This is a genomic window from Streptomyces sp. NPDC055955 (assembly GCF_042270245.1).
Lineage (GTDB): Bacteria > Actinomycetota > Actinomycetes > Streptomycetales > Streptomycetaceae > Streptomyces.
In genome coordinates, this window is record NZ_JBHJYS010000001.1 from 188,766 (window position 1) to 209,705 (window position 20,940).

Genomic DNA, 20,940 nt, shown 5'->3' on the forward strand with positions numbered 1-20,940 from the left:
CTCGCAGCGTTGTCGCGTCAGTCGCCGCCCTCCCGCGTGGGCTCCCTCCTCAGCCTCGCGAGGCACGGCGAGGCCGGCACGGCACCAGGCCCCTCTCCCCGGTCCGGCCCGATCCGGACGAAAAGCCCTAGCCGATCGGGTCGCCCTCACGCTCCGTGCCCTGGCCCGGCCCGATCCGGATCTCGAAGTCGCCGTCGTACTGCTCGTGGCCGGCGATGACCGCCGCCTCGACGGCCTCGACTCCCATGTCGCCGCGGACGATCAGCGGATCGTGGCGCAGGTCCCGCATCAGGGCCACGCACATCCCGATCATGACGAGGGTGAAGGGCGCGGCGACGAGGATCGTCAGGTTCTGCAGGCCGGTCAGCGCGTTGCCCGAGCCATTGCCGATGAGGAGCATGACGGCGGCGACGGCTCCGGTGACGACGCCCCAGAAGATCACCACGAAGCGGCCGGGTTCGAGAGCGCCCTTCTGGGAGAGCGTGCCCATCACGATGGAGGCCGCGTCGGCGCCGGAGACGAAGAAGATCCCGACGAGGATCATCACGAGCAGGCTCGTCGCGGTGGCGATGGGGAACTCGTGCAGTACACCGAAGAGTTGGGCCTCGGGAGTGGAGGCGTTGCCGAGCGCGCCGCGCTCTTTCAGGTTCATCGCCGTACCGCCGAAGATCGCGAACCAGATGAGGCTGACGGAGCTGGGGACGAGGATGACGCCACCGACGAACTGCCGGATCGTGCGGCCCTTGCTGATGCGGGCGATGAACATGCCGACGAACGGCGTCCAGGAGATCCACCACGCCCAGTAGAAGACCGTCCAGCTGCCCAGCCAGGCCGCGACGCCCTTGCCGCTGGACGCCTCCGTCCTGCCGATGAGCTGCGGCAGGTCACCGAGGTACGCGCCCAGGGACGTGGGCACCAGGTCGAGGACCAGGATCGTCGGGCCGGCGATGAACACGAATCCGGCCAGGATCAGCGCGAGGACCATGTTGATGTTGGACAGCCACTGGATGCCCTTCTCCACCCCGGACACCGCCGAGGCGACGAAGGCCACGGTGAGGACCGCGATGATGGTGACAAGGAGCCCGGTGCTCGCCTTGTCCATCCAGTCGAGCACCTCGACTCCGCTGCCGATCTGCAGGGCGCCGAGACCGAGGGACGCGGCGGAGCCGAAGAGCGTGGCGAAGATCGCGATGATGTCGATGACGCGGCCCCAGGCCCCGTGCGCGTGCCGTTCGCCGATCAGTGGCACGAAAACCGAGCTGATGGTCTGCCGGCGGCGGCGCCTGAACGTGCTGTAGGCGATGGCCAGTCCGACGACGGCATAGATCGCCCAGGGGTGCAGCGTCCAGTGGAAGAGGGTCGTGGCCATGGAGGTCTCCATGGCCTGGGCCGAGTCGACGGGGAGGGTGCCCGGCGGATGCGTGGTGTAGTGGGCGAGGGGCTCGCTGACTCCGTAGAACATCAGGCCGATGCCCATGCCCGCGCTGAACATCATGGCGACCCAGGAGACGGTCCTGAACTCGGGCGCCTCGCCCTCGTCGCCCAGTGTGATCTTCCCGTACCGGCTGATCGCCAGCCAGAGGGCGAAGACGACGAAGCCGGACGCGGCCAGCATGAACGCCCAACCGCCGTTGTGGATCAGCCCTTTGAGGAGGCGCGTCGAGACGTCCTCGAGGGAGTCGGTGGCGACGGAGCCCCAGATGACGAACGCCACGGTGAGTGCGGCTGTCACGCCGAACACCACCCGGTCGGTCGCCGGACTCCGTCGCCCCGTCGCCTCCGCGGCAGGTTTGATTTCGGGATTATTCACCCCTCAGGACCTACCACACATGGCGTGAATGCCCCGGATTCAGCAAGTTGTGTCGGGTTCCCCCTCGATGAGGTGGTACGGGGCACGCGCATCGAGGAGCAGCGTCACGAGCGCCCGTTCGGACTGGCGCAGCGGCACGAACACCCCGTCCCCGCCCCGGTCGTTGCGCACGGTGATCCCGTGCAGCGCCAGCTTGTCCCGCACGGCCGCGTACTGCGCCGCGTCGAGACGGTAGCCGCACGGAGGGTTCTGGATGATCTCCGCGGGCTCGGCAGGGTCGTTGTCCGCGCCGCCTACGTAGACGGGTCCGCGGTCGCGGAATCCGGCCACACGGGCGGCGCCGGTGGCCGCCTCCATCCTGGCGCGATGCTGGTCGGTGAACGTGAACAAGCCACTCAGCGCGGACAGTTGGCTGCTCACCCGGCGCCGGTTGTTGAGCGCCGGGTCGGCCTTCTCCGCGTCGGTCTGGGGATCGACGCGGCTCTCGATGAGCAGTCCGACCGCGTGCTTCACGCCGGAGACGTTGCGCAGGATGCGCTCCTGCCCGTCCCCCGCGGTCTGTTTGACGGGCTCCCCGGTCACCGGGTCGGTCCAGATGCCGTACGTACCGGTGGAGTACCCGCCCGAGTTCGCGGCAGGACGGACGTACGCCGTGGAGAGGGTCTCCGCCTCGTCGTGGACCCGGGTGTCGGTGTTGAGGTTGCGCGGCCAGAGGTCGAAGAGGTCCTTGTCGTAGTACTTGGGTGTGGCCCCGTACTCGTGGAGGTCGTAGATCACGTCGGGCTTGCGGTCGCGGATGACCGCGGCCATGGCGCGCGCCTCGGCGGTGTCCAGGGCGATGTGGTCGCGGTTGATGTCGACGCCGTCGGAGTTGCCGCGGGTGTTCGCGGCGCGGCCGTCGGGGTTGGCGGTGGGGACGACGAGCAGGGTGGTGCGGGACAGGAATGCCTTCGTCTTGCTGTCCTTGGCGTAGGCGAGGTCGCGGATCGTGGTGAGGCACGCCTCGCGGCCGGACGGTTCGTTGCCGTGCTGGCTGCAGATGAGCAGCACGGTGTTCGCGGTCCGGTGCTCGCCGACACGGACGAGCTGGACGGGCCTGCCCTGCTTGGTGGTGCCGACCGTGTCGACCAAGACGCGGTCACTGCCCTTGTCGACCGCCGCGAGGAAGTCCTGCTCCTCGGGCCCGCTGGTCCAGCCGGCTCCGGCGCGCTGCTCGAAGCCGGTCCGCGGCACCGCGGAGGACGCCTGGGCCGGGACCGTGAGCAGGGGCGCGGCGAGGACGGCCGACGTCACGGCCAGGGCGAGGGTACGGAGGTGGGGTGTCAGGGAGCGCGGTGTCATCGGGCGGCTCCCGGGACGGGGCGGAACGGGCGCGGGTCGGCCAGGCGCTCGGGCGCGGACGTGCGCGCGGCGGTGTGGGTGCCGGCCGTGGCGGCCTCGAACGCGTGGGCTCCGCCGACGAGCGGGACACGCGCGGACGTCCTGGCCAGGTCGAGAGTGAGCGTGGGCTTGGTGGACGGCGGGTCGATGAGGTCCTTGTCGGTGCCCGCGACGATCAGCGCGAGGCGGTGGCCCGCCGGCACGACGTGGTCGCTGGGGGCCAGGTCGAGAGTGATCGTGTAGGGCTTGCCGGGGGTGAGCGGCTCGCCCGTGCGGTCGGAGGCGTAGGTGCCGAGGTCGGCCCAGCCGCGACTGAACACGGTCCGGTCGACGTCGGCGGTCTTGGCCTCGGTCCGCAGGAAGCAGGAGCTGTCGCCGGCCGTGCTCGCGCCCCAGCAGGTGCGGTCGGTGAGCGTGGTGATGCCCTCGCCGGCGTCGGCGTAGTCGCGGACGGTGGCCGGGCCGAGGTCGACGAGGACGGCCGAGAGGTGGGCGGTCGCGGTCGACGGGGTGGCGGTGACGGTGACCTTCGAGGAGCCGGACAGACGCAGGTCCTTGCCGAGCGGCTCGGTGATGAACCCGGCCTTGTCGGGCGTCGACTTGTCGATCTGCGCGGCCCAGTCGGTCTCGCTCAGCTTCGGGTCGTCGGTGATCGTCTCGGTGCCCGAGCCGTGCTTCAGGCCGAGCGTGCCGACACCGGCAGCGCTCCCCCTGGCGGGGCTCAGGCGCACGGCGTCGGTGGTGCGGGGCGGCCAGACGCGGTCGGTGGTCCAGTGGTCGGGGGTGCGCTCGATGTCGGCCATCGGCTCGCGGTCCACGCCGTTGTCGTAGCCGAGGAGTTCATGGTCGAACCAGCGGTGGAGCGTGTCGACCCAGGCGCTGCGGCGGGAGTCGAAGGGGTCGACGTGGCCGGTCTGCGCGAGCCAGATCTTGCGGTCGACGCCCGCCTTCGCGAGGGCGTCCCACCACTGACCGAAGTGCTTGGCGCGGACGTTGAGGTCCTGCATGCCGTGCACGACGAAGACACTGGCCTTGACCTTGCCGGCGTCGGGCACGTAGTTCCGCTCGTCCCACAGGCGGGTCCAGTCGCCGCTCCTGGGCGCTTCGTCGACGAGTCGCTTCTGCACGGCGGCGCAGCGCGCGCGGGCCTCGGGGCTCTCGACGTAGTCGGACAGCCACTCGGGGCCGCTGTCGTACAGGGGCGCGCCCTGCTGGAAGTAGTAGTCGTACCAGGAGGAGATGCCGCCGATCGGGACGATCGTCTTCAGGCCCTCGACTCCGGTGGCGGCGACACCGTTCGCGATGGTGGCGTCATAGCTCTTGCCGATCATGCCGGTTCTGCCGTTGGTCCAGCCGGCCTTGGCGCGTTCGGTGCCCGTGCGGGTCGTGTAGCCCTTGCCACGCCCGTTGAGCCAGTCGACGACGGCCTTGCCGGACTGGATGTCGGAGCGGCCGCCGACGTCGACACAGCCGTCGGAGCGGTTGGTTCCGGCGAGGTCGACGGCGACGAAGGCGTAGCCGCGCGGCACGAAGTAGTTGTCGTAGTACAGCGGGAACTGGACGACGTTCCCGTGCTCGTCGTACGTCTTCAGCTGGCTCTCGTTGCCGCGGCCGCAGCAGGAGTAGTACGGGCTCGCGTCCATGATCACGGGGACTTTGCGGCCCTGCTGCGCGGGTTCGCGCGGGCGGATGATGTCGACGGCGACCCGGTCGGTCTTTCCGTCGCCGTCCCCGTCGAGCCGGGTGTCGACCCAGACGGATTCACGGATGGCCTTGTCGTACGAGTAGACGGGCTTCGACTCACGGGGCGCGGCGCTCTGGGCGGCCCCGGGAGAGACGAGAACGGCAAGGAGTGCGGCGGTGGCCGCGGTCGCGAGCGTCCTCCACAGGGGGCGCGTGCGTCTCTCAGGTATCGGCATGGGGCGGAAGCTACCCCGGTGAACTCCCTCGCAAAAGAGGGCAGTCCGTGGCGATGAAAGGTCCATGGGACGGATTGGCACATGTCGGCCGAATGGCGATCGTGTGACAGGTGAGGCCATGGACATGACCGGGGCGGGAGGGGCTGAATAGGGTCGGCAACAACCCTCACGGCCCTACGACTTGGAGCTTTCGTGTACCGCAGACTCATCGCCCCGGGCGCACTGGCGGCCGCTCTCATGCTGGCGATCCCGGCATCGGCGGCGGACTTCACGCCTGGGGCACCGGGCATCGGCGACCCCTACTACCCGGACTACGGGAACGGCGGCTACGACGTCTCCCACTACGACCTGCGACTGAAGTACCAGCCGAAGACGGATCTCCTGGAGGGCACGGCGACGATCCTCGCCACGTCCACGCAGGACCTCTCGCGCTTCGACCTCGACTTCGGCCTCAAGGTCAGCGAGGTCCTCGTCAACGGCAAGAAGGCGAAGTTCGCCACGTCCGGCGTGGAGGAGCTCGAGGTCACTCCGCCGGCGGGCCTGCCCAAGGGATCGACGTTCACCGTCGTCGTCCGCTACGCCGGCAAACCGTCCGAGGTGAAGCTGTACGGCTTCACGTCCTGGCAGCGCACCCCGGACGGCGGCATCGGGGCGAACGAGCCGGAGTCCGCGGCCTGGTGGTTCCCGTCGAACGACCACCCGCGCGACAAGGCGACGTACGACGTGTCGGTGGCCGTACCGGACGGGACGCAGGCGATCTCCAACGGCGTGCTCCAGTCGCAGTCGTCGAAGCTCGGCTGGACGCGCTTCAACTGGCGCTCCAACAAGCCGCAGGCGACGTATCTGACCACTCTCGCGGTCGGCAAGTTCGACATCACGACCGACAGGACGGCGGACGGCCTGCCGGTCGTGAACGCGTACAGCAAGGACCTGGGCGACAACTACGGCGCGGCGCGCGCGAGCGTCGAGCGGACCACCGAGGTCGCCGAGTGGCTGGAGACGAAGTTCGGGAAGTACCCGTTCGACGCGCTCGGCGGATACGTCCCGAACGTGCCGTCCAGCTTCGCCCTGGAGACGCAGACACGGCCGTTCTACAGCCCGAAGCAGTTCGCGAACGGCTCGAACGTGTCGGTGATCGTGCATGAGCTGGCGCACCAGTGGTACGGCGACAGCGTCTCCGTGGACGGCTGGAAGGACATCTGGATCAACGAGGGCTTCGCCCGCTACAGCCAGTGGCTGTGGTCGGAGAAGGAGGGCGAGGGCACGGCGCAGGAGCTGGCGGACTACACGTACGCGCAGCACCCCGCCGACGACTCGTTCTGGCAGGTCAAGCCCGGCGACCCGGGTGCGGAGAACCAGTTCGACATCGCCGTGTACGACCGCGGGGCGCTGGCCATCCAGGCGCTGCGCAACGAGGTCGGCGAGAAGAAGTTCGCCGCGATCCTCAAGGGCTGGCCGCAGGAGCACGCGTACGGGAACGCGAAGGTCTCCGACTTCGTGAAGTTCGCCGAGAAGGTCTCCGGCAAGCCGCTGGCGGGTCTCTTCGACACGTGGCTCTACCAGCCGTCGAAGCCGGGTACGGCCGCGGCGCAGCGGGACCGGGTGGCGCGGGCCGGGGTGGCGCCGGCGAAGCCGAAGTCGTGGAAGCAGATCGCCGCGACGAACTCGGTGCACGACCACTGACGCCTGATCGCGCGAGGGTGCAGTGACCTCGCCTCGGGCCTGTGGCTTGGGGGGCAGCGGCCTTTCGGGGGCCGCCGTCCATCAGGGCAGCGGCCCATCGGCGTCACGGCCCATCGGGGTCACGGCCCATCGGGGTCAGCGGGCGCGGGCCGCTTCGGCGGCTCGCGCCCGTCTCGCCATCGGCAGATAGCGCAGGCCCTCCGGCAGGAGCGGCACCACCCGTCGTACGACCGCGCCGAACCGTCGCAGTCTGCGCTCCTGGACCGGGGTCCACGGCAGGCCGATGGCCTCCCGCGCGTCGGACGGCATCAGCCCGATCGTGAGGAAGCGACGGAAGCGGGCCAGCGGGGGCAGCAGCACCGGCCACAGTGCGCGCAGCGCGAGCCTGACCGGCAGCGGCCCGCGGTCGGGCGGCGGGACCGGCACGTCGACCGCGACGAGTTCACGGACGACCGCCGTCAGCTCGATCTCGTCGGCCAGGACCTTGCGGTAGTAGGGCCAGAACTCCTCGACGGTCTGCGGCATGTCGCGGTCGTGCAGCCCGAGGATCCGGCCGACCTGGAGCCACTCCGCGTAGAGCCGGCGTTCCTGCGCCTCGGTGAAGGGGCGACGGCCGAGGTAGCGCTGGGCCTGGCGATAGACGGGGAAGCCGGTGGCGTGGACCCAGGCGTAGTAGGCGGGGGTCAGTGCGTGGTAACTGCGGCCACGGGCGTCGGTGCCGCGAATGGTGCGGTGGAGCTGCCGCAGGCGGCGCCCCTCCTGCGCGGCGGCGTCACCGCCGTAGACCCACAGCATCACCGAGCGCAGGGAGCGCTCGCCGCGGCCCCAGGGGTCCGTGCGGAACACGGAGTGCTCGTCGACGCCGGCACCGACGGCCGGGTGGGCCACCTGAAGGGTGAGCGCCGCCGGAAGCGCGAGCAGGGACCGTACCTCACCTGCGATGTCCCACAGGATGCCGCCGGGCGGGGGCGGCTCCGGATCGGGCTCGTGCTGCTTCATACGGCTCCCCAGCGGTTCCCGGGCGATACGTGATCCAGTATGCGACCCCGGCGCCCGGGGATGCCGCTCAGGGGTGCGCCGGACCGCCGCTGCCCTGGGACTCACTGCCCAGCCGGAACGCCAGGTCGGACGCGAGCTCCGAGACACAGGTGCGCAGGTCCGTCTCGGCGGCGGCCACCGGGCCGCGCGGCGCGGCCGTGAGGTCCGCGCAGGGCCGGACGGGGGCGCACTGGCAGAGCTGGAGCGGCTGCTCTCGCCCAGGGGCGGCCGCGCCCTGGGTACCGGAACCGGTCCACCGCCGCGCCCGGCAGAGGACCCCCGCCGCGAACAGGGCGAACGATGCGCCGATCTGTCCCACCTTGAGGTGGAATTCCAGGGGCAGGGGTACGAGGGCCATGCCTTGGGCCTACCCGACCACCCCCGACTCGCAACGTGCGGCTCGGCCCTCGCGGCCGTCACCACGCGGCCCAACGGCGAGGTGGCGCCACCTCGGAGACCTCAGCGATCTCCGACATGACGCCACCGCAGGGGCTGCCGCTGACAGTGGGGGGCGGCGTTATTCGCCGTCGGTCAGCTTGGTCAGCTCCTGGGTCGCCTCGCGCTGGATGCGGCGGCGGACGGCGAACCAGCCGGCGACGAGCAGGACCGCGATGACCGGGATCAGCATCAGGGTCTTACGGCCCGTCTCCGGGTCGTTCCACATGAGGCCGAGCACGAGCAGCAGGAAGACGATCGTGACGATCTCGGTGACCGGGGACCAGGGCAGGCGGAACGACGGCCGCTTGAGCAGGCCCTGCTTGGCACGCCGGACGAACGCCAGGTGGGCGACCATGATCATGACCCAGGTGCCGATGATGCCGATCGAGGAGACCTCGATGACGATCTCGAAGGCGTCGTGCGGGAGGAGGTAGTTGAGGCCCACACCCAGGACGCCGACACCGGCGGTGAGCAGGATGCCGCCGTACGGCACCTGGCTGCGGTTCATGCGGGCGGTGAACTTCGGCGCGGAGCCGGACATCGCCATGGAGCGCAGGATGCGGCCCGTGGAGTAGAGGCCGGAGTTGAGGCTGGACATGGCCGCGGTGAGCACGACCAGGTTCATGATGTCGCCGATGCCGCCGACGCCCAGCTTGCTGAACAGGGTGACGAACGGGCTCTCGTTCGACGAGTACACCGAGGACGGCAGCAGCAGCGCGAGGAGCAGCACCGAGCCGCAGTAGAACAGGCCGACGCGCCACATGATCGAGTTGACCGCGCGCGGGACGACCTTCTGCGGGTCGGCGGTCTCGCCCGCCGCGACACCCACCAGCTCCAGGGCGGCGTACGCGAAGACGACACCCTGCATGACGAGAACCACCGACATGGTGCCGCCCGGCATGAATCCGCCATGATCCGTGATCATGTTCAGGCCCGGGGTCTGGCCGTCGATCGGGTGCTGGGTGGCGACCAGGAAGATGCCCACGAACAGGAAGGCGACGAGCGTGGCCACCTTGATGATCGCGAACCAGAACTCCATCTCGCCGAAGTACTTCACCGAGATCAGGTTCACGCCGAGCACGACCGCGAGGGCGATCAGCGCGAGCACCCACTGCGGAATGGTCGTGAAGGCACTCCAGTACTGGGTGTACAGGGCGATCGCGGTGATGTCCGCGATGCCTGTCATCGACCAGTTCAGGAAGTACATCCAGCCGGCGACGTAGGCACCCTTCTCGCCGAGGAACTCGCGCGCGTACGACACGAAGGAACCGGAGGACGGCCGGTACACGACCATCTCGCCGAGGGCGCGCACGACCAGGTACGCGAAGACTCCGCAGACGAGGTACGCGACGGCGAGTGCGGGGCCCGCCGAGTGGAGACGGCCACCCGCTCCGAGGAACAGTCCGGTACCGATCGCGCCACCGATCGCGATCATGTTGACGTGGCGGGCCTTGAGGTCCTTGCTGTAGCCGGCGTCACCCGCGTCGGCGGGCGCCTGCGACGCATCTGTGCGGGATGCGTCCAGAGCCGTGTTGGCGGCTTCCTTGCTCACGTGGGGGGATCCCTCTGTGGTGCCCGGATCGCTCCGGGGTCCGGATGTGCTGCGGCCCGCGACATTCCTGACATGGCGCGGACCGACTGTGCACCTTCCCCCACGAGACGGGCAGCACGCGGTGGCGGAGATCACATAGCGGCACTTCTCACATGATGATCAGCCTCTGTACAGCGGATTCGACGAGGCGTATAAGCACCCGCTCATCCCCGAACGGCCCCTGGGCGCCCGCCCTTTCCGTCCCGCCGCGCTTTCACAACATTGGTGTGTCAGCAATACTGTTGAACCTGCCGGGCGTGGAACCGGAACAAGGCAGGACGCGGGACCCGAGAAGCGAGGCGCAGCATGACGACGGACACCGAGGAGCCGACGCTCACGGTCGACGAACTGGCCGCGCGCGCGGGCGTCACCGTCCGTACGATCCGCTTCTACAGCACGAAGGGCCTGCTCCCGCCGCCCGTGATCGGGCCGCGCCGGGTCGGCCACTACGGCCGGGAGCACCTCTCCCGGCTCGCGCTCATCGAGGAGCTCCAGCACCAGGGCATGACGCTCTCCGCGATCGAGCGGTATCTGGAGCAGCTGCCTGCGGACCTGAGCGCGGACGACCTGGCGATCCACCGCGCGCTGGTGGCGACCTGGGCCCCGGACTCGGCGGAGGACGTCACACGGGCGGAGCTGGAGCGCCGGGCCGGACGGGCCCTGTCCGGGGAGGATCTGGACCGGCTCGCCGCGATGGGCGTCGTCGCGTACCTGGAGGACAGCGACAGCTTCCGCGTGGACCCCGGTCTGCTGCGGCTCGGCGTGGAACTGCTCGGGGTGCCGATCGCGCACGAGACGATCCTCGCGGCGCGCACGGTTCTCATGGAGCACACCCGGGACGCCGCCCAGGAGCTGACGCGGCTGTTCCGCGACGAGGTGTGGGGACCCTACCGGGAGCGGGAGTCGGACCCGGAGCACGTGGCGGCGATGAGGTCCCTGTCGGCCCATATGCAGCCGATGGTGGTGCAGGCCCTGGTGACCGCGTTCCAGCGGTCGCTCAAGGAACAGCTGCGGGAGGCGTTCCGCGCCGAGGACTGACCCCCGGCGCGGAACCCCGTGACCGTCAGGCGTCGGTGAAGGTCTCGCCCTTCTCGGCCTTCTCGACGAGCAGCGCGGTCGGCTCGAAGCGCTCGCCGTAGCGCTCGGCGAGCTCGCGCGAGCGTGCCACGAAGCCGGGCAGCCCGCCCTCGTAGCCGTTGATGTACTGCAGGACACCGCCCGTCCAGCCCGGGAAGCCGATGCCGAAGATGGAGCCGATGTTGGCGTCGGCGACCGAGGTCAGGACGCCCTCCTCGAGGAGGCGCACCGTGTCGAGCGCCTCGGAGAAGAGCATGCGCTCCTGCATGTCCTCGAACGGGATCTCGTACCCGGGCTTGGCGAAGTGCTCGCGCAGGCCCTGCCACAGACCGGCGCGCTTGCCGTCCACGTACTCGTAGAAGCCCGCGCCGCCACTGCGTCCGGGACGGTCGAACTCCTCGACCATGCGGTCGATGACGACGTCCGAGGGGTGGCCGGCCCATGTGCCGCCCGCCTCCTCGACGGCCCGCTTGGTCTCGTTGCGGATCTTGCGGGGCAGGGTGAGCGTCAGCTCGTCCATCAGGGAGAGGACCTTGGCCGGGTAGCCGGCCTGGGCCGCGGCCTGCTCGACGGAGGCGGGCTCGATGCCCTCGGCGACCATCGCGACGCCCTCGTTGATGAAGTGCCCGATGACGCGCGAGGTGAAGAACCCGCGCGAGTCGTTCACGACGATCGGCGTCTTGTTGATCTGGCGGACCAGGTCGAAGGCGCGGGCGAGCGCCTCGTCACCGCTGCGCTCGCCCTTGATGATCTCGACGAGCGGCATCTTGTCCACGGGCGAGAAGAAGTGCAGCCCGATGAAGTCCTCGGCCCGCTCGACGCCCTCGGCGAGCAGGGTGATCGGCAGCGTCGAGGTGTTGGAGCACAGCAGCGCGTCGGGCTCGATGACGTGCTGGATCTCCTTGAACACCTTGTGCTTGAGCGCCGGGTCCTCGAAGACGGCCTCGATCACGGCGTCGCAGCCGGTGAGGTCCTGCGGTTCGGCGGTGGGCGTGATGCGGGCGAGGAGGGCGTCCGCCTTCTCCTGCGTGGTGCGGCCTCGGGAGACGGCCTTGGCGCAGAGCTTCTCGGAGTAGCCCTTGCCCCGGGCGGCGGCGTCGGCGGTCACGTCCTTGAGGACGACCTCGATGCCCGCGCGGGCGCACGAGTAGGCGATGCCCGCGCCCATCATGCCGGCGCCGAGGACGGCGACCTTGCGGACGGTGCGCTTCTCGATGCCCTTGGGACGGTTCGCGCCGGAGTTGACGGCCTGGAGGTCGAAGAAGAACGCCTGGATCATGTTCTTCGCGGTCTGGCCGGTGACGAGCTCGGTGAAGTAGCGCGCCTCGATGGTCAGGGCCGTCTCGAAGTCGACCTGGGAGCCCTCGACGGCCGCGGCGAGGATGTTGCGCGGGGCCGGGTAGGGGGCGCCGTTCAGCTGCTTCTTGAGGTTGGCCGGGAAGGCGGGCAGGTTCGCCGCGAACTTCGGGTTGGCCGGGGTGCCGCCCGGGATGCGGTAGCCGGGCTTGTCCCAGGGCTGCTGAGACTCGGGGTTGGCGTCGATGAAGGCGCGCGCCTGGGCGAGCATCTCCTCGGGGGTGGCGGCCACTTCGTGGACGAGGCCGTTCTCCAGGGCGCGCTTCGGGGTGTACTGGGTGCCCTGGAGAAGCACCTTCAGCAGGGCGTCGGTGATACCCATGAGGCGTACGGTGCGGGTGACGCCGCCGCCGGCGGGGAGCAGGCCGAGCGTGACCTCCGGGAGGCCGATCTTGGAGCCCGGGGCGTCGAGGGCGATGCGGTGGTGGGAGGCGAGCGCGATCTCGTAACCGCCGCCCAGGGCCGCGCCGTTGATCGCCGCGACGACGGGCTTGCCGAGCGTCTCGATGCGGCGCAGGGAGCGCTTGATGCCGGTGCCGGTCTCGAACGCCTGCTGGGCGTTCTCGGGGCCGACCTTCATCATGTCCTTCAGGTCACCGCCCGCGAAGAACGTCTTCTTGGCGGAGGTGTAGATGATGCCGCGGATCGAGTCCTTCTCGGCCTCGGCGCGGTCGGCGATCGCGGCGATCGAGTCCTTGAACGCCTGGTTCATGGTGTTGGCGGACTGGTTCGGGTCGTCCAGGACGAGGGTGACGATGCCGGTGTCGTCCTGCTCCCAGCGGATGGTGGTGCTGGCGGTCATGGGTGTCTCCGTGACGTGTGTGCGGGACGGCGGTGAGGTGGGGGGGGGCTGGGTTCTCGTCGCTGGGTGCGGGTTCGGTGCGGGTTGGTCGCGCAGTTCCCCGCGCCCCTGAGGGGCGCGGGGAACTGCGCGACCAGCCACGACGCACCCGCACCCGACGACTAGACCCGTTCCACGATCGTGGCGATACCCATGCCCCCGCCGACGCACAGCGTCGCGAGGCCGTAGCGCTTGTCCTGGCGCTCCAACTCGTCGACGAGCGTGCCCAGGATCATCGCGCCGGTGGCGCCGAGCGGGTGTCCCAACGCGATCGCCCCGCCGTTGACGTTCACCTTGTCCAAGGACAACCCCATGTCCCGCACAAAGCGGAGCACCACCGCCGCGAACGCCTCGTTGATCTCGACGAGGTCGATGTCGTCGATGGTGAGACCGGCCTTGGCGAGGGCCTTGCGGGACGCCGGAGCGGGTCCGGTGAGCATGATCGTCGGCTCGGAGCCGGAGACGGCCGCGGAGACGATCCGCGCGCGCGGGGTCAGGCCGTGGCGCTCGCCGACCTCCTTGGTGCCGATGGCGACGAGGGACGCGCCGTCGACGATGCCGGAGGAGTTGCCCGCGTGGTGGACGTGGTCGATCTTCTCGACCCAGTGGTACTTCTGCAGCGCGACGGCGTCGAAGCCGCCGAGGTCGCCGATGTCCGCGAACGACGGCTTCAGCTTGGCGAGCGAGTCGGCGGTCGTGCCGGGGCGCAGGAACTCGTCGTGGTCGAGGACGGTCAGGCCGCTGCGGTCCGTGACGGGCACGACGGAGCGGGCGAACCGGCCGTCCTTCACCGCGGCGGCGGCGCGCTCCTGCGACAGCGCCGCGTACTCGTCGACGTCGCGCCGCGAGAAGCCCTCGATGGTGGCGATCAGGTCCGCGCCGATGCCCTGCGGCACGAAGCCCGTCTCGTAGTTGGTCATCGGGTCGGCGAACCAGGCGCCGCCGTCCGAGGCCATCGGGACGCGCGACATCGACTCGACACCGCCGGCGAGGACGAGGTCCTCCCAGCCCGAACGGACCTTCATCGCCGCCAGGTTGACCGCTTCGAGGCCCGAGGCACAGAAGCGGTTCTCCTGCACACCGGCCACGGTGTCGGGCAGTCCGGCGGCGATGGCCGCGATCCGCGCGATGTCGGAGCCCTGGTCGCCGACCGGGCCGACCACGCCGAGCACGATGTCGTCGATGGCGGCGGGGTCCAGGTCCGGGAAGCGCCGCTGGACCTCGTGGATCAGTCCGACGACGAGGTCGATCGGCTTGGTGCCGTGCAGGGCGCCGTTCGCCTTGCCGCGTCCGCGCGGGGTGCGGATCGCGTCGTACACGTACGCTTCGGTGCTCACTCGCTTGCCTTTCAATGAGGGTGGGCCGGGCGATGAGGGTGGGCCGGGCCGGGAGGTCGGTGGGGAGTCAGCCGAGCAGGGAGCGCCCGATGATCTCCTTCATGATCTCGGTCGTACCGCCGTAGATCGTCTGGATGCGTCCGTCGGTGAAGGCCTTGGCGACGCGGTACTCCGTCATGTAGCCGTAGCCGCCGTGGAGCTGGAGGCAGCGGTCCGCCACGCGCTTCTGGAGCTCGGTCGCCCACCACTTGGCCATCGAGGCGTGCACGGCGTCGAGTTCGCCGTTCGAGTGATCGACGATGCAGCGGTCCAGGAAGGTCCGGGTGACGGCGCACTCGGTGGCCATCTCGGCTATCTCGAACCGGATGTGCTGGAGCTTGGCGAGCGGCCGTCCGAAGGCCTCGCGCTCCTTGACGTAGGCCGTGGTGATCTCCAGGAGGTGCTCCGCGGCGGCGATCCCGGCGACGGCGATGCCCATGCGCTCCTGCGCGAGGTTCGTCATCAGGTGGACGAAGGCGCCGTTGAGCTCGCCGAGGAGATTCTCCTTCGGGACGCGTACGTCGTTGAAGAACAACTCGGCCGTGTCCTGGGACTTCTGGCCGATCTTGTCGAGGTTGCGGCCCCGCTCGAAGCCCTCCGTGCCGCGTTCGACGACCAGCAGGGACAGGCCGTGCGCGCCGCCCTCGGGCGTCGTCTTCGCGACGACGATCACGAGGTCGGCGAGGATCCCGTTCGAGATGAACGTCTTGGAGCCGTTGAGCACCCAGTGGTCCCCGCGGTCCTCGGCCGAGGTGCGGATGCCCTGGAGGTCCGATCCGGCGCCCGGCTCGGTCATCGCGATGGCGGTGATCAGCGAGCCGTCGCAAAAACCGGGCAGCCAGCGGCGCTTCTGCTCGTCCGTGGCGAGCGACGTCAGATACGGCCCGATGATGTCGTTGTGGAGACCGATCGCGAGGCCGGCGGCTCCCGCGCGCGTGAACTCCTCGGCGATGACGGCGCTGTAGCGGAAGTCGTCGTTGCCGCCGCCCCCGTACTCCTCGGGCACGGCGAGCCCGAGGAGGCCCTGGCGTCCGGCCGCGAGCCAGGCGTCGCGCGAGACGATGCCGTCCTTCTCCCACTGCTCGTAGTGCGGGGTGACCTCCTTGGCCAGGAAGGTGCGCACGGTCTCGCGGAACGCGTCGTGTTCCTCGGTGAAGATCTGCCGTTCCATCGCCATCGTGGTGCCCTCCCCTACAGCCAGTTCTTGACGGTCTCGACCAGCCGGGCGGGCTCGGGGCCGACCGGGATCACGTTCAGCATGGTGACCCCCGCGGCGCGGAAGGCCTCGACACGCTCACGTACGTAGCTCTCGGGCCCGCACAGGCTCATGAGCTCGCAGAACTCGTCCGGAACGGCGGCCTCCGCCTCCTTCTTCTTCCCGGAGAGGTAGAGCTCCTGGATGAGCTTGGCCTCCTTCTCGTAGCCGTAGGCCACGGCGAGGTCGTTGTAGAAGTTCTTGCCGACCGCACCCATGCCGCCCACGTACAGGGCGATGTTGGGGCGGGCGAGGTCGCGGGCGGCCGCCGCGTCCTCGCCTATGGCCAGCAGGCCGCCCGCGACGACCTGGAGCGGTCCCAGCTCGGGCGCGCGCTTGGCGGCTCCCTCGGCGAGCGGGGCGCCCCACACCTCGTGGGCCTTCTCCGGGATGAAGAGGGTCGGCAGCCAGCCGTCGGCGATCTCGGCGGTCATCCGGACGTTCGCCGGGCCCAACGAGGCGACATACAGAGGGACTTCGGGGCGCACGGGCCTGGAGAGGATCTTCAGGGGCTTGCCGAGCCTGCCGCCCTTCTCCGGGGGCAGCGGCATGTCCGTGATGCCGTGGTGGTCGATGACCTCGCGGCGCAGGATGCGCCGGGTCAGCTCGATGGTCTCGCGGGTACGGCCCAGCGGCTTGTCGTACGCCTTCCCGTGCCAGCCCTCGACGACCTGCGGGCCCGACGCGCCCAGGCCGATGACGGCGCGGCCGCCGGAGACGGCGTCGAGGCCGGCGGCGGTCTGGGCGATGAGGGCGGGGGTGCGCGAGTAGACGTTGAGGATCGCGGCACCGATCTTCATGCGCTCGGTGCGGGCGGCGAGATAGCCCATGATCGTGGGCGAGTCGAAGCCGTAGGCCTCCGCGACCCAGACGGCGTCGAGACCCGCCGACTCGAGCGCGGCGGCGTCGTCGGCCGCCTGCCGGGGGTCGGCTGCGTAGGCGAGGGGTGCGGACAGCTCCATCAGTTCTCTTCCTTCGTCAGGCTCGGTACGTCCCAGTCGCGGGCCACGCCGGCGGTGTCGGCGCCCGGCTGGGCGGGGCCGCTGCGCACGGCGGTGGGGGTCACGGAGAAGCGGGGTGCGGGGGCGGGCTGCGTGATGCCGCCGTGGTCGGTGAAGGTGCCGCGCGCGGCGAGATGGGGGTGGCCGGGCGCCTCGCGCAAGGACAGGACCGGCGCCACGCACGCGTCGGACCCCTCGAACACGGCCGTCCACTCCTCACGGGTACGGGACCTGAACCGGGCGGCGACGGCGTCGCGCAGCTCGCCCCAGCGGGCGAGGTCCTTGCGGGCGGGCACCGTGTCCGCGATGCCGAGGAGCGCGATGAACTCGTCGTAGAACTGCTGCTCGAGAGCGCCGACCGCCATGTACTGACCGTCGGCGGTCTCGTACGTCCCGTAGAACGGGCAGCCGCCGTCGAGGAGGTTGCTCGCGCGCCGGTCCTGCCAGCCGCCGGCCGCGAGCATGCCGTGGATCATCGAGGCGAGGTGTGAGGCGCCGTCGACGATCGCGGCGTCCACGACCTGGCCCGCGCCGGTGTCGCGCGCGTGATGGAGGGCGGCGAGGATGCCGACGACGAGGTAGAGCGAGCCGCCCGCGAAGTCCCCGACGAGGTTCGCGGGGACCGTCGGCGGCTCGTCCGGCTTGCCGAACATGCCGAGGGTGCCGGTCGGGGCGATGTACGCGATGTCGTGTCCGGCGCGCTGCGCCAGGGGGCCTTCCTGACCCCATCCCGTCATGCGTCCGTAGACGAGGCGCGGGTTGCGGGCGTGGCAGGCGTCGGGGCCGACGCCCAGGCGCTCGGCGACCCCCGGACGGTATCCCTCGATGAGGACGTCCGCCTTGGCGACGAGGTCGAGGACGCGCGCGGAGCCGTCCTCCGCCTTGAGGTCGATGATCACCGACCGTTTGTTGCGGTTGGTGATGTCGTACTCGGGGTCGATCGCGAGCCCGGCGCCGCCGGGGCGGTCCACGCGCACGACATCGGCGCCCAGGTCGGCGAGGAGCATCGCGGCGAACGGGCCCGGGCCGATGCCCGCCAGTTCGACCACGCGCACCCCGGCGAGCGGGCCGCTGTTCGCCGTCCCTGCCACTGCCATCGAGCCCCCAGCACTGTGACACAACTGATGTAACACCAGCGATGCTAAGAACGTGTTCCACTCAGCACAACCCCTGAAGAGCAAGCGCTTAGTAATTTACGACGCGCTGCCTCGGTGTTGCCAGGAGGCGCGTGGGGATTCGGGGGCGCATGCCTGGGACGGCATGCCGTCACCTCGCGGGAGCGACGCTCATCGCGCGTCCAGCTCGGCCACGCGTCTCTTCGTGGCCACCGCCCGATAGCTCTCCTCCACCCAGTCGCAGAGCAGCTCCGCGCCCGGGGCGCCCTTCACGTCGAGGGGGATCCGTACCCAGCCCGCCCTGCCGAGGCCGTACCCGGCGGACTCGGCGCCGGGAGTCGTGAGCGCGTGCGCGTGGGTCTCCTCGTCCCTGAGCTTGACCGTGAGGCCCATCGGATATCTGCCGTCGTCGACGCCGAGGAACACGAACACCTTCTTGTTCACCTTCGCGACCGTCTCGCCCCAGGGGAAGTCCTCCGTGGCACCCGGCATCCCGAGTGCGAACTCCCGTACGCGCGCCCACGTCTTGAGCGCCCGCTGCGACGGCTTCCTCGGCTCGGCCACGACGACCTCCCGCTCCGGGCGGGGCCCCTGAACCTCCGCTCACCCCTCACGCTAGCCTCGGCCACCGACAACGGCGCGGGGCGCAGGGCTGAGGGGTGTCATGACCAGGCAGGACAGCGGGCACGGCAAGGATCGGGACATGCGGGACAGGCCCGGCAGAGCCGACAGGACGGGCCGCGAGTACGACATCGTGCTCTTCGGGGCGACCGGGTTCGCCGGCGCGCTCACCGCCGAGTATCTGGCGGCGCACGCGCCCGAGGGGCTGCGGTGGGCCGTCGCGGGGCGCGACACGGGGAAGCTGGAGCGGCTGCGCGAGCGCCTCACCGCGATCGACCCCGCGTGCGCCGTGCTGCCGCTGGTCCGCGCCGACGTCGCCGACCCGGCGTCCCTGCGCGCCCTCGCGGCGCGCACGCGCGTGGTCGCCACGACCGTCGGCCCGTACGTCACCTACGGCCAGGACCTCGTGGCCGCGTGCGCCGAGGAGGGCACCGACTACACGGACCTGTGCGGCGAGCCCGAGTTCGTCGACATCACGTACGTGCGGCACGACGCCCGCGCGCGGGAGACCGGGGCGCGCCTCGTCCACGCGTGCGGCTTCGACTCGATCCCGCACGACCTGGGCGTGCGCTTCACGGTGGGACAGCTCCCCGAGGGCGTGCCGCTGCGCGTCGACGGGTTCGTGCGGTCGAACGCGACGTTCTCCGGCGGCACGTTCGCGTCGGCGCTGACGCAGTTCTCGCGAGGGCGGCAGATGCTGGCCGCGCAGCAGGACCGACGGCGTCACCAGCCACGCCTCGTCGGCCGCAGGGCGTACGCGCCGACGGGCGTGCCGCGCTACGCCAAGGAGGTCGACGCGTGGGCGCTGCCGCTCCCGACGATCGACCCCCAGATCGTGCAGCGTTCCGCGCGGGCGCTGGAGCGCTACGGTCCCGACTTCCGCTACCGGCACTACGCGGCGGTGCGGCACCTGCCCGTCGCGTTCGGCGGCGTCGCGGCTACGGGCGCGCTGTTCGCCGCCGCCCAACTGCCGCCCGCGCGCAGGTGGTTGTCGGGACGGCTCAAGCCGGGTGACGGGCCGGACGAGGCGCGGCGCGCGGCGAGCTGGTTCTCGGTGCGCTTCGTCGGCGAGGGCGGCGGCCGACGTGTGTACACGGAGGTCTCGGGCGGGGACCCCGGCTACGACGAGACGGCGAAGATGCTGGGCGAGTCCGCGATGTGCCTGGCCCTCGACGACCTGCCCGAGACCGCGGGCCAGGTCACCACGGCCGTCGCGATGGGCGACGCCCTGACGGGGCGCCTGCGGGACGCGGGGATCACCTTCCGGGTGGCCGCGACGCGGTAGCGGGTGACTGCGCGCGCGTGGAGCCGCCTCGGGCTTCGCCCAGGACACGGCAGGGGGCTACGCGCGCTGCGGTGACCGGGCGACACGGGAGGTCGGCCCCATCTGGTGACCACGCGCGCGGAGCCCACTCCGGGGCTTTCGCGCGCGGCCGCGCCGCAGTGCCGGGTGACCACACGCGCGTGGAGCCGCCTCCGGCTTCGCCCAGGACGCGACAGACGGCTACGCACACAGCGGCGACCTGGACGACACAGGAAAGCCGGGCCCCAACTGCTGACCACGCGCACGGAACCCTCTCCAAGGCCCCTCGCGCGCGGACGCGCCGCAGTGACGGGCGACCACACGCGCGTGGAGCCGCCTCCGGCTTCGCCCGGGACGCGACAGACGGCTACGCGCGCGTGGCGTCCTCCTGGGTCTGGGCCTGGGCCTGGGCCAGCGCCCGCCTGCACAGGGCGTCCGCTCTGCGGGTCGTTTCGGGCTGGCGGTAGTTCGGCGTGAGGCTCAGGGTGTGGGCGCACGCGGTGTCGAGGCTCGTGCGGTGGCCGACGGAGACGTAGACGGGTTTGACGCCGTCGCGGGTGCGCAGGGCCCGGCCGACCTCCTCGTCACCGTCCAGCAGGGGCGCCGTGCTGCCGCGCGGAGCATCCGGCTCCTCGTGCGTGAAGGTGAACGGGTTCTTCGCGACCCCGATCGTGGGCAGCCCCGTCAGGACGCCGAGGTGGCTGGCGAGGCCGAAGCGGCGCGGGTGGGCCAGTCCGTACCCGTCGCAGACGACGAGCCCGGGGCCGGTGTCGAGGGCCTCCAGAGCGGAGACCACGGTGGGGATCTCGCGGAAGGCCAGCAGGCCCGGCACGTACGGGAAGGAGATCCGGCCGACGGCGGTGGACTCCTCGACGACGTCGAGGGTCGCCGCGTCGAGCACGACGGCCGCCGCGACGACGAGGTCGCGCGCGTCGTCGTAGGCCACGTCGACGCCGGTGACGAATCCGGTGCCGGGCGGGGGCCCGGGCTCGTCGAGGACGACGCGGGCGCGCAGTTCGTCCTGGACCGCGCGGGCGGAGCGCTCGTCGGTGGGCCAGTCGGCGAGGATCTGTCGGTGGCTCATGATGGCGACCACCATAGAGCGCGGCGCCGTCGGGCCACGGGTAGCCTGGCGA

16 protein-coding genes are annotated in these 20,940 nt (G+C 70.7%); 3 read left to right on the forward strand and 13 right to left on the reverse strand.

Translation table 11 applies throughout. The features are described from left to right. Positions 1-127: 127 nt before the first annotated feature. From ACFC96_RS00760 to ACFC96_RS00770, 3 genes are all read right to left on the reverse strand, one after another. Complete coding sequence (locus tag ACFC96_RS00760; protein WP_376252139.1) at positions 128-1,741, reverse strand: BCCT family transporter; 1,614 nt, start codon at positions 1,739-1,741, stop codon at positions 128-130. Between the two features lie 108 nt (positions 1,742-1,849). Continuing rightward, entirely contained in the window at positions 1,850-3,151 is a 1,302-nt protein-coding gene (locus ACFC96_RS00765) for a M14 family metallocarboxypeptidase (RefSeq protein WP_376609390.1), read from the reverse strand. Beyond that, positions 3,148-5,109, reverse strand: a complete 1,962-nt coding sequence (locus ACFC96_RS00770; protein ID WP_376609392.1) for a Xaa-Pro dipeptidyl-peptidase — start codon at positions 5,107-5,109, stop codon at positions 3,148-3,150. The genes ACFC96_RS00765 and ACFC96_RS00770 overlap by 4 nt, the downstream gene beginning before the upstream one ends. A 192-nt stretch (positions 5,110-5,301) precedes the next feature. Here ACFC96_RS00770 and ACFC96_RS00775 point away from each other — a divergent pair, with 192 nt between their 5' ends. Next, the gene (locus ACFC96_RS00775; RefSeq protein WP_376251727.1) at positions 5,302-6,792 is read left to right on the forward strand and encodes a M1 family metallopeptidase; all 1,491 of its coding nucleotides are present in this window, start codon (positions 5,302-5,304) and stop codon (positions 6,790-6,792) included. Between the two features lie 135 nt (positions 6,793-6,927). Here ACFC96_RS00775 and ACFC96_RS00780 read toward each other — a convergent pair whose 3' ends face one another. The 3 genes from ACFC96_RS00780 to ACFC96_RS00790 all read right to left on the reverse strand — a co-directional run bounded on the left by ACFC96_RS00780 (position 6,928) and on the right by ACFC96_RS00790 (position 9,820). Then, entirely contained in the window at positions 6,928-7,791 is an 864-nt protein-coding gene (locus ACFC96_RS00780) for an oxygenase MpaB family protein (protein ID WP_376609394.1), read from the reverse strand. A gap of 67 nt (positions 7,792-7,858) precedes the next feature. Then, positions 7,859-8,188 (reverse strand): hypothetical protein, encoded by a 330-nt coding sequence (locus ACFC96_RS00785; protein ID WP_340460606.1) that lies wholly within the window; start codon positions 8,186-8,188, stop codon positions 7,859-7,861. A 159-nt stretch (positions 8,189-8,347) separates the two neighbouring features. Continuing rightward, a complete protein-coding gene (locus tag ACFC96_RS00790; RefSeq protein WP_376251724.1) occupies positions 8,348-9,820 on the reverse strand; it encodes an amino acid permease in 1,473 nt (490 codons plus the stop codon). Between the two features lie 345 nt (positions 9,821-10,165). Between ACFC96_RS00790 and ACFC96_RS00795 the strand changes: the two genes are divergently transcribed. After that, the gene (locus tag ACFC96_RS00795) at positions 10,166-10,897 is read left to right on the forward strand and encodes a MerR family transcriptional regulator (protein WP_376609396.1); all 732 of its coding nucleotides are present in this window, start codon (positions 10,166-10,168) and stop codon (positions 10,895-10,897) included. Between the two features lie 25 nt (positions 10,898-10,922). On the opposite strand, the gene ACFC96_RS00800 is transcribed toward ACFC96_RS00795, so the two are convergent. The 6 genes from ACFC96_RS00800 to ACFC96_RS00825 all read right to left on the reverse strand — a co-directional run bounded on the left by ACFC96_RS00800 (position 10,923) and on the right by ACFC96_RS00825 (position 18,372). After that, positions 10,923-13,094 carry a 3-hydroxyacyl-CoA dehydrogenase NAD-binding domain-containing protein gene (locus tag ACFC96_RS00800; RefSeq protein WP_376609398.1) on the reverse strand — a complete coding sequence of 724 codons (2,172 nt, stop codon included), beginning with the start codon at positions 13,092-13,094 and terminating at the stop codon, positions 10,923-10,925. A 161-nt stretch (positions 13,095-13,255) separates the two neighbouring features. After that, entirely contained in the window at positions 13,256-14,470 is a 1,215-nt protein-coding gene (locus ACFC96_RS00805) for an acetyl-CoA C-acetyltransferase (RefSeq protein WP_376251718.1), read from the reverse strand. 67 nt (positions 14,471-14,537) lie between these two features. Continuing rightward, positions 14,538-15,680, reverse strand: coding sequence for an acyl-CoA dehydrogenase family protein (locus ACFC96_RS00810; protein WP_376609893.1), 1,143 nt, complete (start codon positions 15,678-15,680; stop codon positions 14,538-14,540). Positions 15,681-15,700: 20 nt separating this feature from the next. Then, positions 15,701-16,726 (reverse strand): LLM class F420-dependent oxidoreductase, encoded by a 1,026-nt coding sequence (locus ACFC96_RS00815; RefSeq protein WP_376251717.1) that lies wholly within the window; start codon positions 16,724-16,726, stop codon positions 15,701-15,703. Continuing rightward, positions 16,726-17,862, reverse strand: a complete 1,137-nt coding sequence (locus ACFC96_RS00820) for a CaiB/BaiF CoA transferase family protein (RefSeq protein ID WP_376251715.1) — start codon at positions 17,860-17,862, stop codon at positions 16,726-16,728. Before ACFC96_RS00820 ends, ACFC96_RS00815 begins: the two co-directional genes overlap by 1 nt. 189 nt (positions 17,863-18,051) lie before the next feature. Continuing rightward, the gene (locus tag ACFC96_RS00825; RefSeq protein WP_376252133.1) at positions 18,052-18,372 is read right to left on the reverse strand and encodes an MmcQ/YjbR family DNA-binding protein; all 321 of its coding nucleotides are present in this window, start codon (positions 18,370-18,372) and stop codon (positions 18,052-18,054) included. Between the two features lie 211 nt (positions 18,373-18,583). On the opposite strand from ACFC96_RS00825, the gene ACFC96_RS00830 reads away from it, so the two are divergent. Beyond that, positions 18,584-19,786 (forward strand): saccharopine dehydrogenase NADP-binding domain-containing protein, encoded by a 1,203-nt coding sequence (locus tag ACFC96_RS00830; RefSeq protein ID WP_340460143.1) that lies wholly within the window; start codon positions 18,584-18,586, stop codon positions 19,784-19,786. Between the two features lie 385 nt (positions 19,787-20,171). Here the strand turns inward: ACFC96_RS00830 and ACFC96_RS00835 are convergent, their stop codons facing one another. Continuing rightward, complete coding sequence (locus ACFC96_RS00835; protein ID WP_376609400.1) at positions 20,172-20,888, reverse strand: endonuclease V; 717 nt, start codon at positions 20,886-20,888, stop codon at positions 20,172-20,174. Positions 20,889-20,940 lie beyond the last annotated feature (52 nt).

Bases quoted from the DNA above. Each gene is read 5' to 3' on its own strand.
- ACFC96_RS00830 (WP_340460143.1), top strand. From the start codon at position 18,584: ATGCGGGACAGGCCCGGCAGAGCCGACAGGACGGGCCGCGAGTACGAC.
- ACFC96_RS00825 (WP_376252133.1), bottom strand. From the start codon at position 18,372: ATGCCGGGTGCCACGGAGGACTTCCCCTGGGGCGAGACGGTCGCGAAG.
- ACFC96_RS00795 (WP_376609396.1), top strand. From the start codon at position 10,166: ATGACGACGGACACCGAGGAGCCGACGCTCACGGTCGACGAACTGGCC.
- ACFC96_RS00785 (WP_340460606.1), bottom strand. From the start codon at position 8,188: ATGGCCCTCGTACCCCTGCCCCTGGAATTCCACCTCAAGGTGGGACAG.
- ACFC96_RS00765 (WP_376609390.1), bottom strand. From the start codon at position 3,151: ATGACACCGCGCTCCCTGACACCCCACCTCCGTACCCTCGCCCTGGCC.
- ACFC96_RS00770 (WP_376609392.1), bottom strand. From the start codon at position 5,109: ATGCCGATACCTGAGAGACGCACGCGCCCCCTGTGGAGGACGCTCGCG.
- ACFC96_RS00815 (WP_376251717.1), bottom strand. From the start codon at position 16,726: ATGGAGCTGTCCGCACCCCTCGCCTACGCAGCCGACCCCCGGCAGGCG.
- ACFC96_RS00810 (WP_376609893.1), bottom strand. From the start codon at position 15,680: ATGGAACGGCAGATCTTCACCGAGGAACACGACGCGTTCCGCGAGACC.
- ACFC96_RS00780 (WP_376609394.1), bottom strand. From the start codon at position 7,791: ATGAAGCAGCACGAGCCCGATCCGGAGCCGCCCCCGCCCGGCGGCATC.
- ACFC96_RS00835 (WP_376609400.1), bottom strand. From the start codon at position 20,888: ATGAGCCACCGACAGATCCTCGCCGACTGGCCCACCGACGAGCGCTCC.
- ACFC96_RS00820 (WP_376251715.1), bottom strand. From the start codon at position 17,862: ATGGCAGTGGCAGGGACGGCGAACAGCGGCCCGCTCGCCGGGGTGCGC.
- ACFC96_RS00800 (WP_376609398.1), bottom strand. From the start codon at position 13,094: ATGACCGCCAGCACCACCATCCGCTGGGAGCAGGACGACACCGGCATC.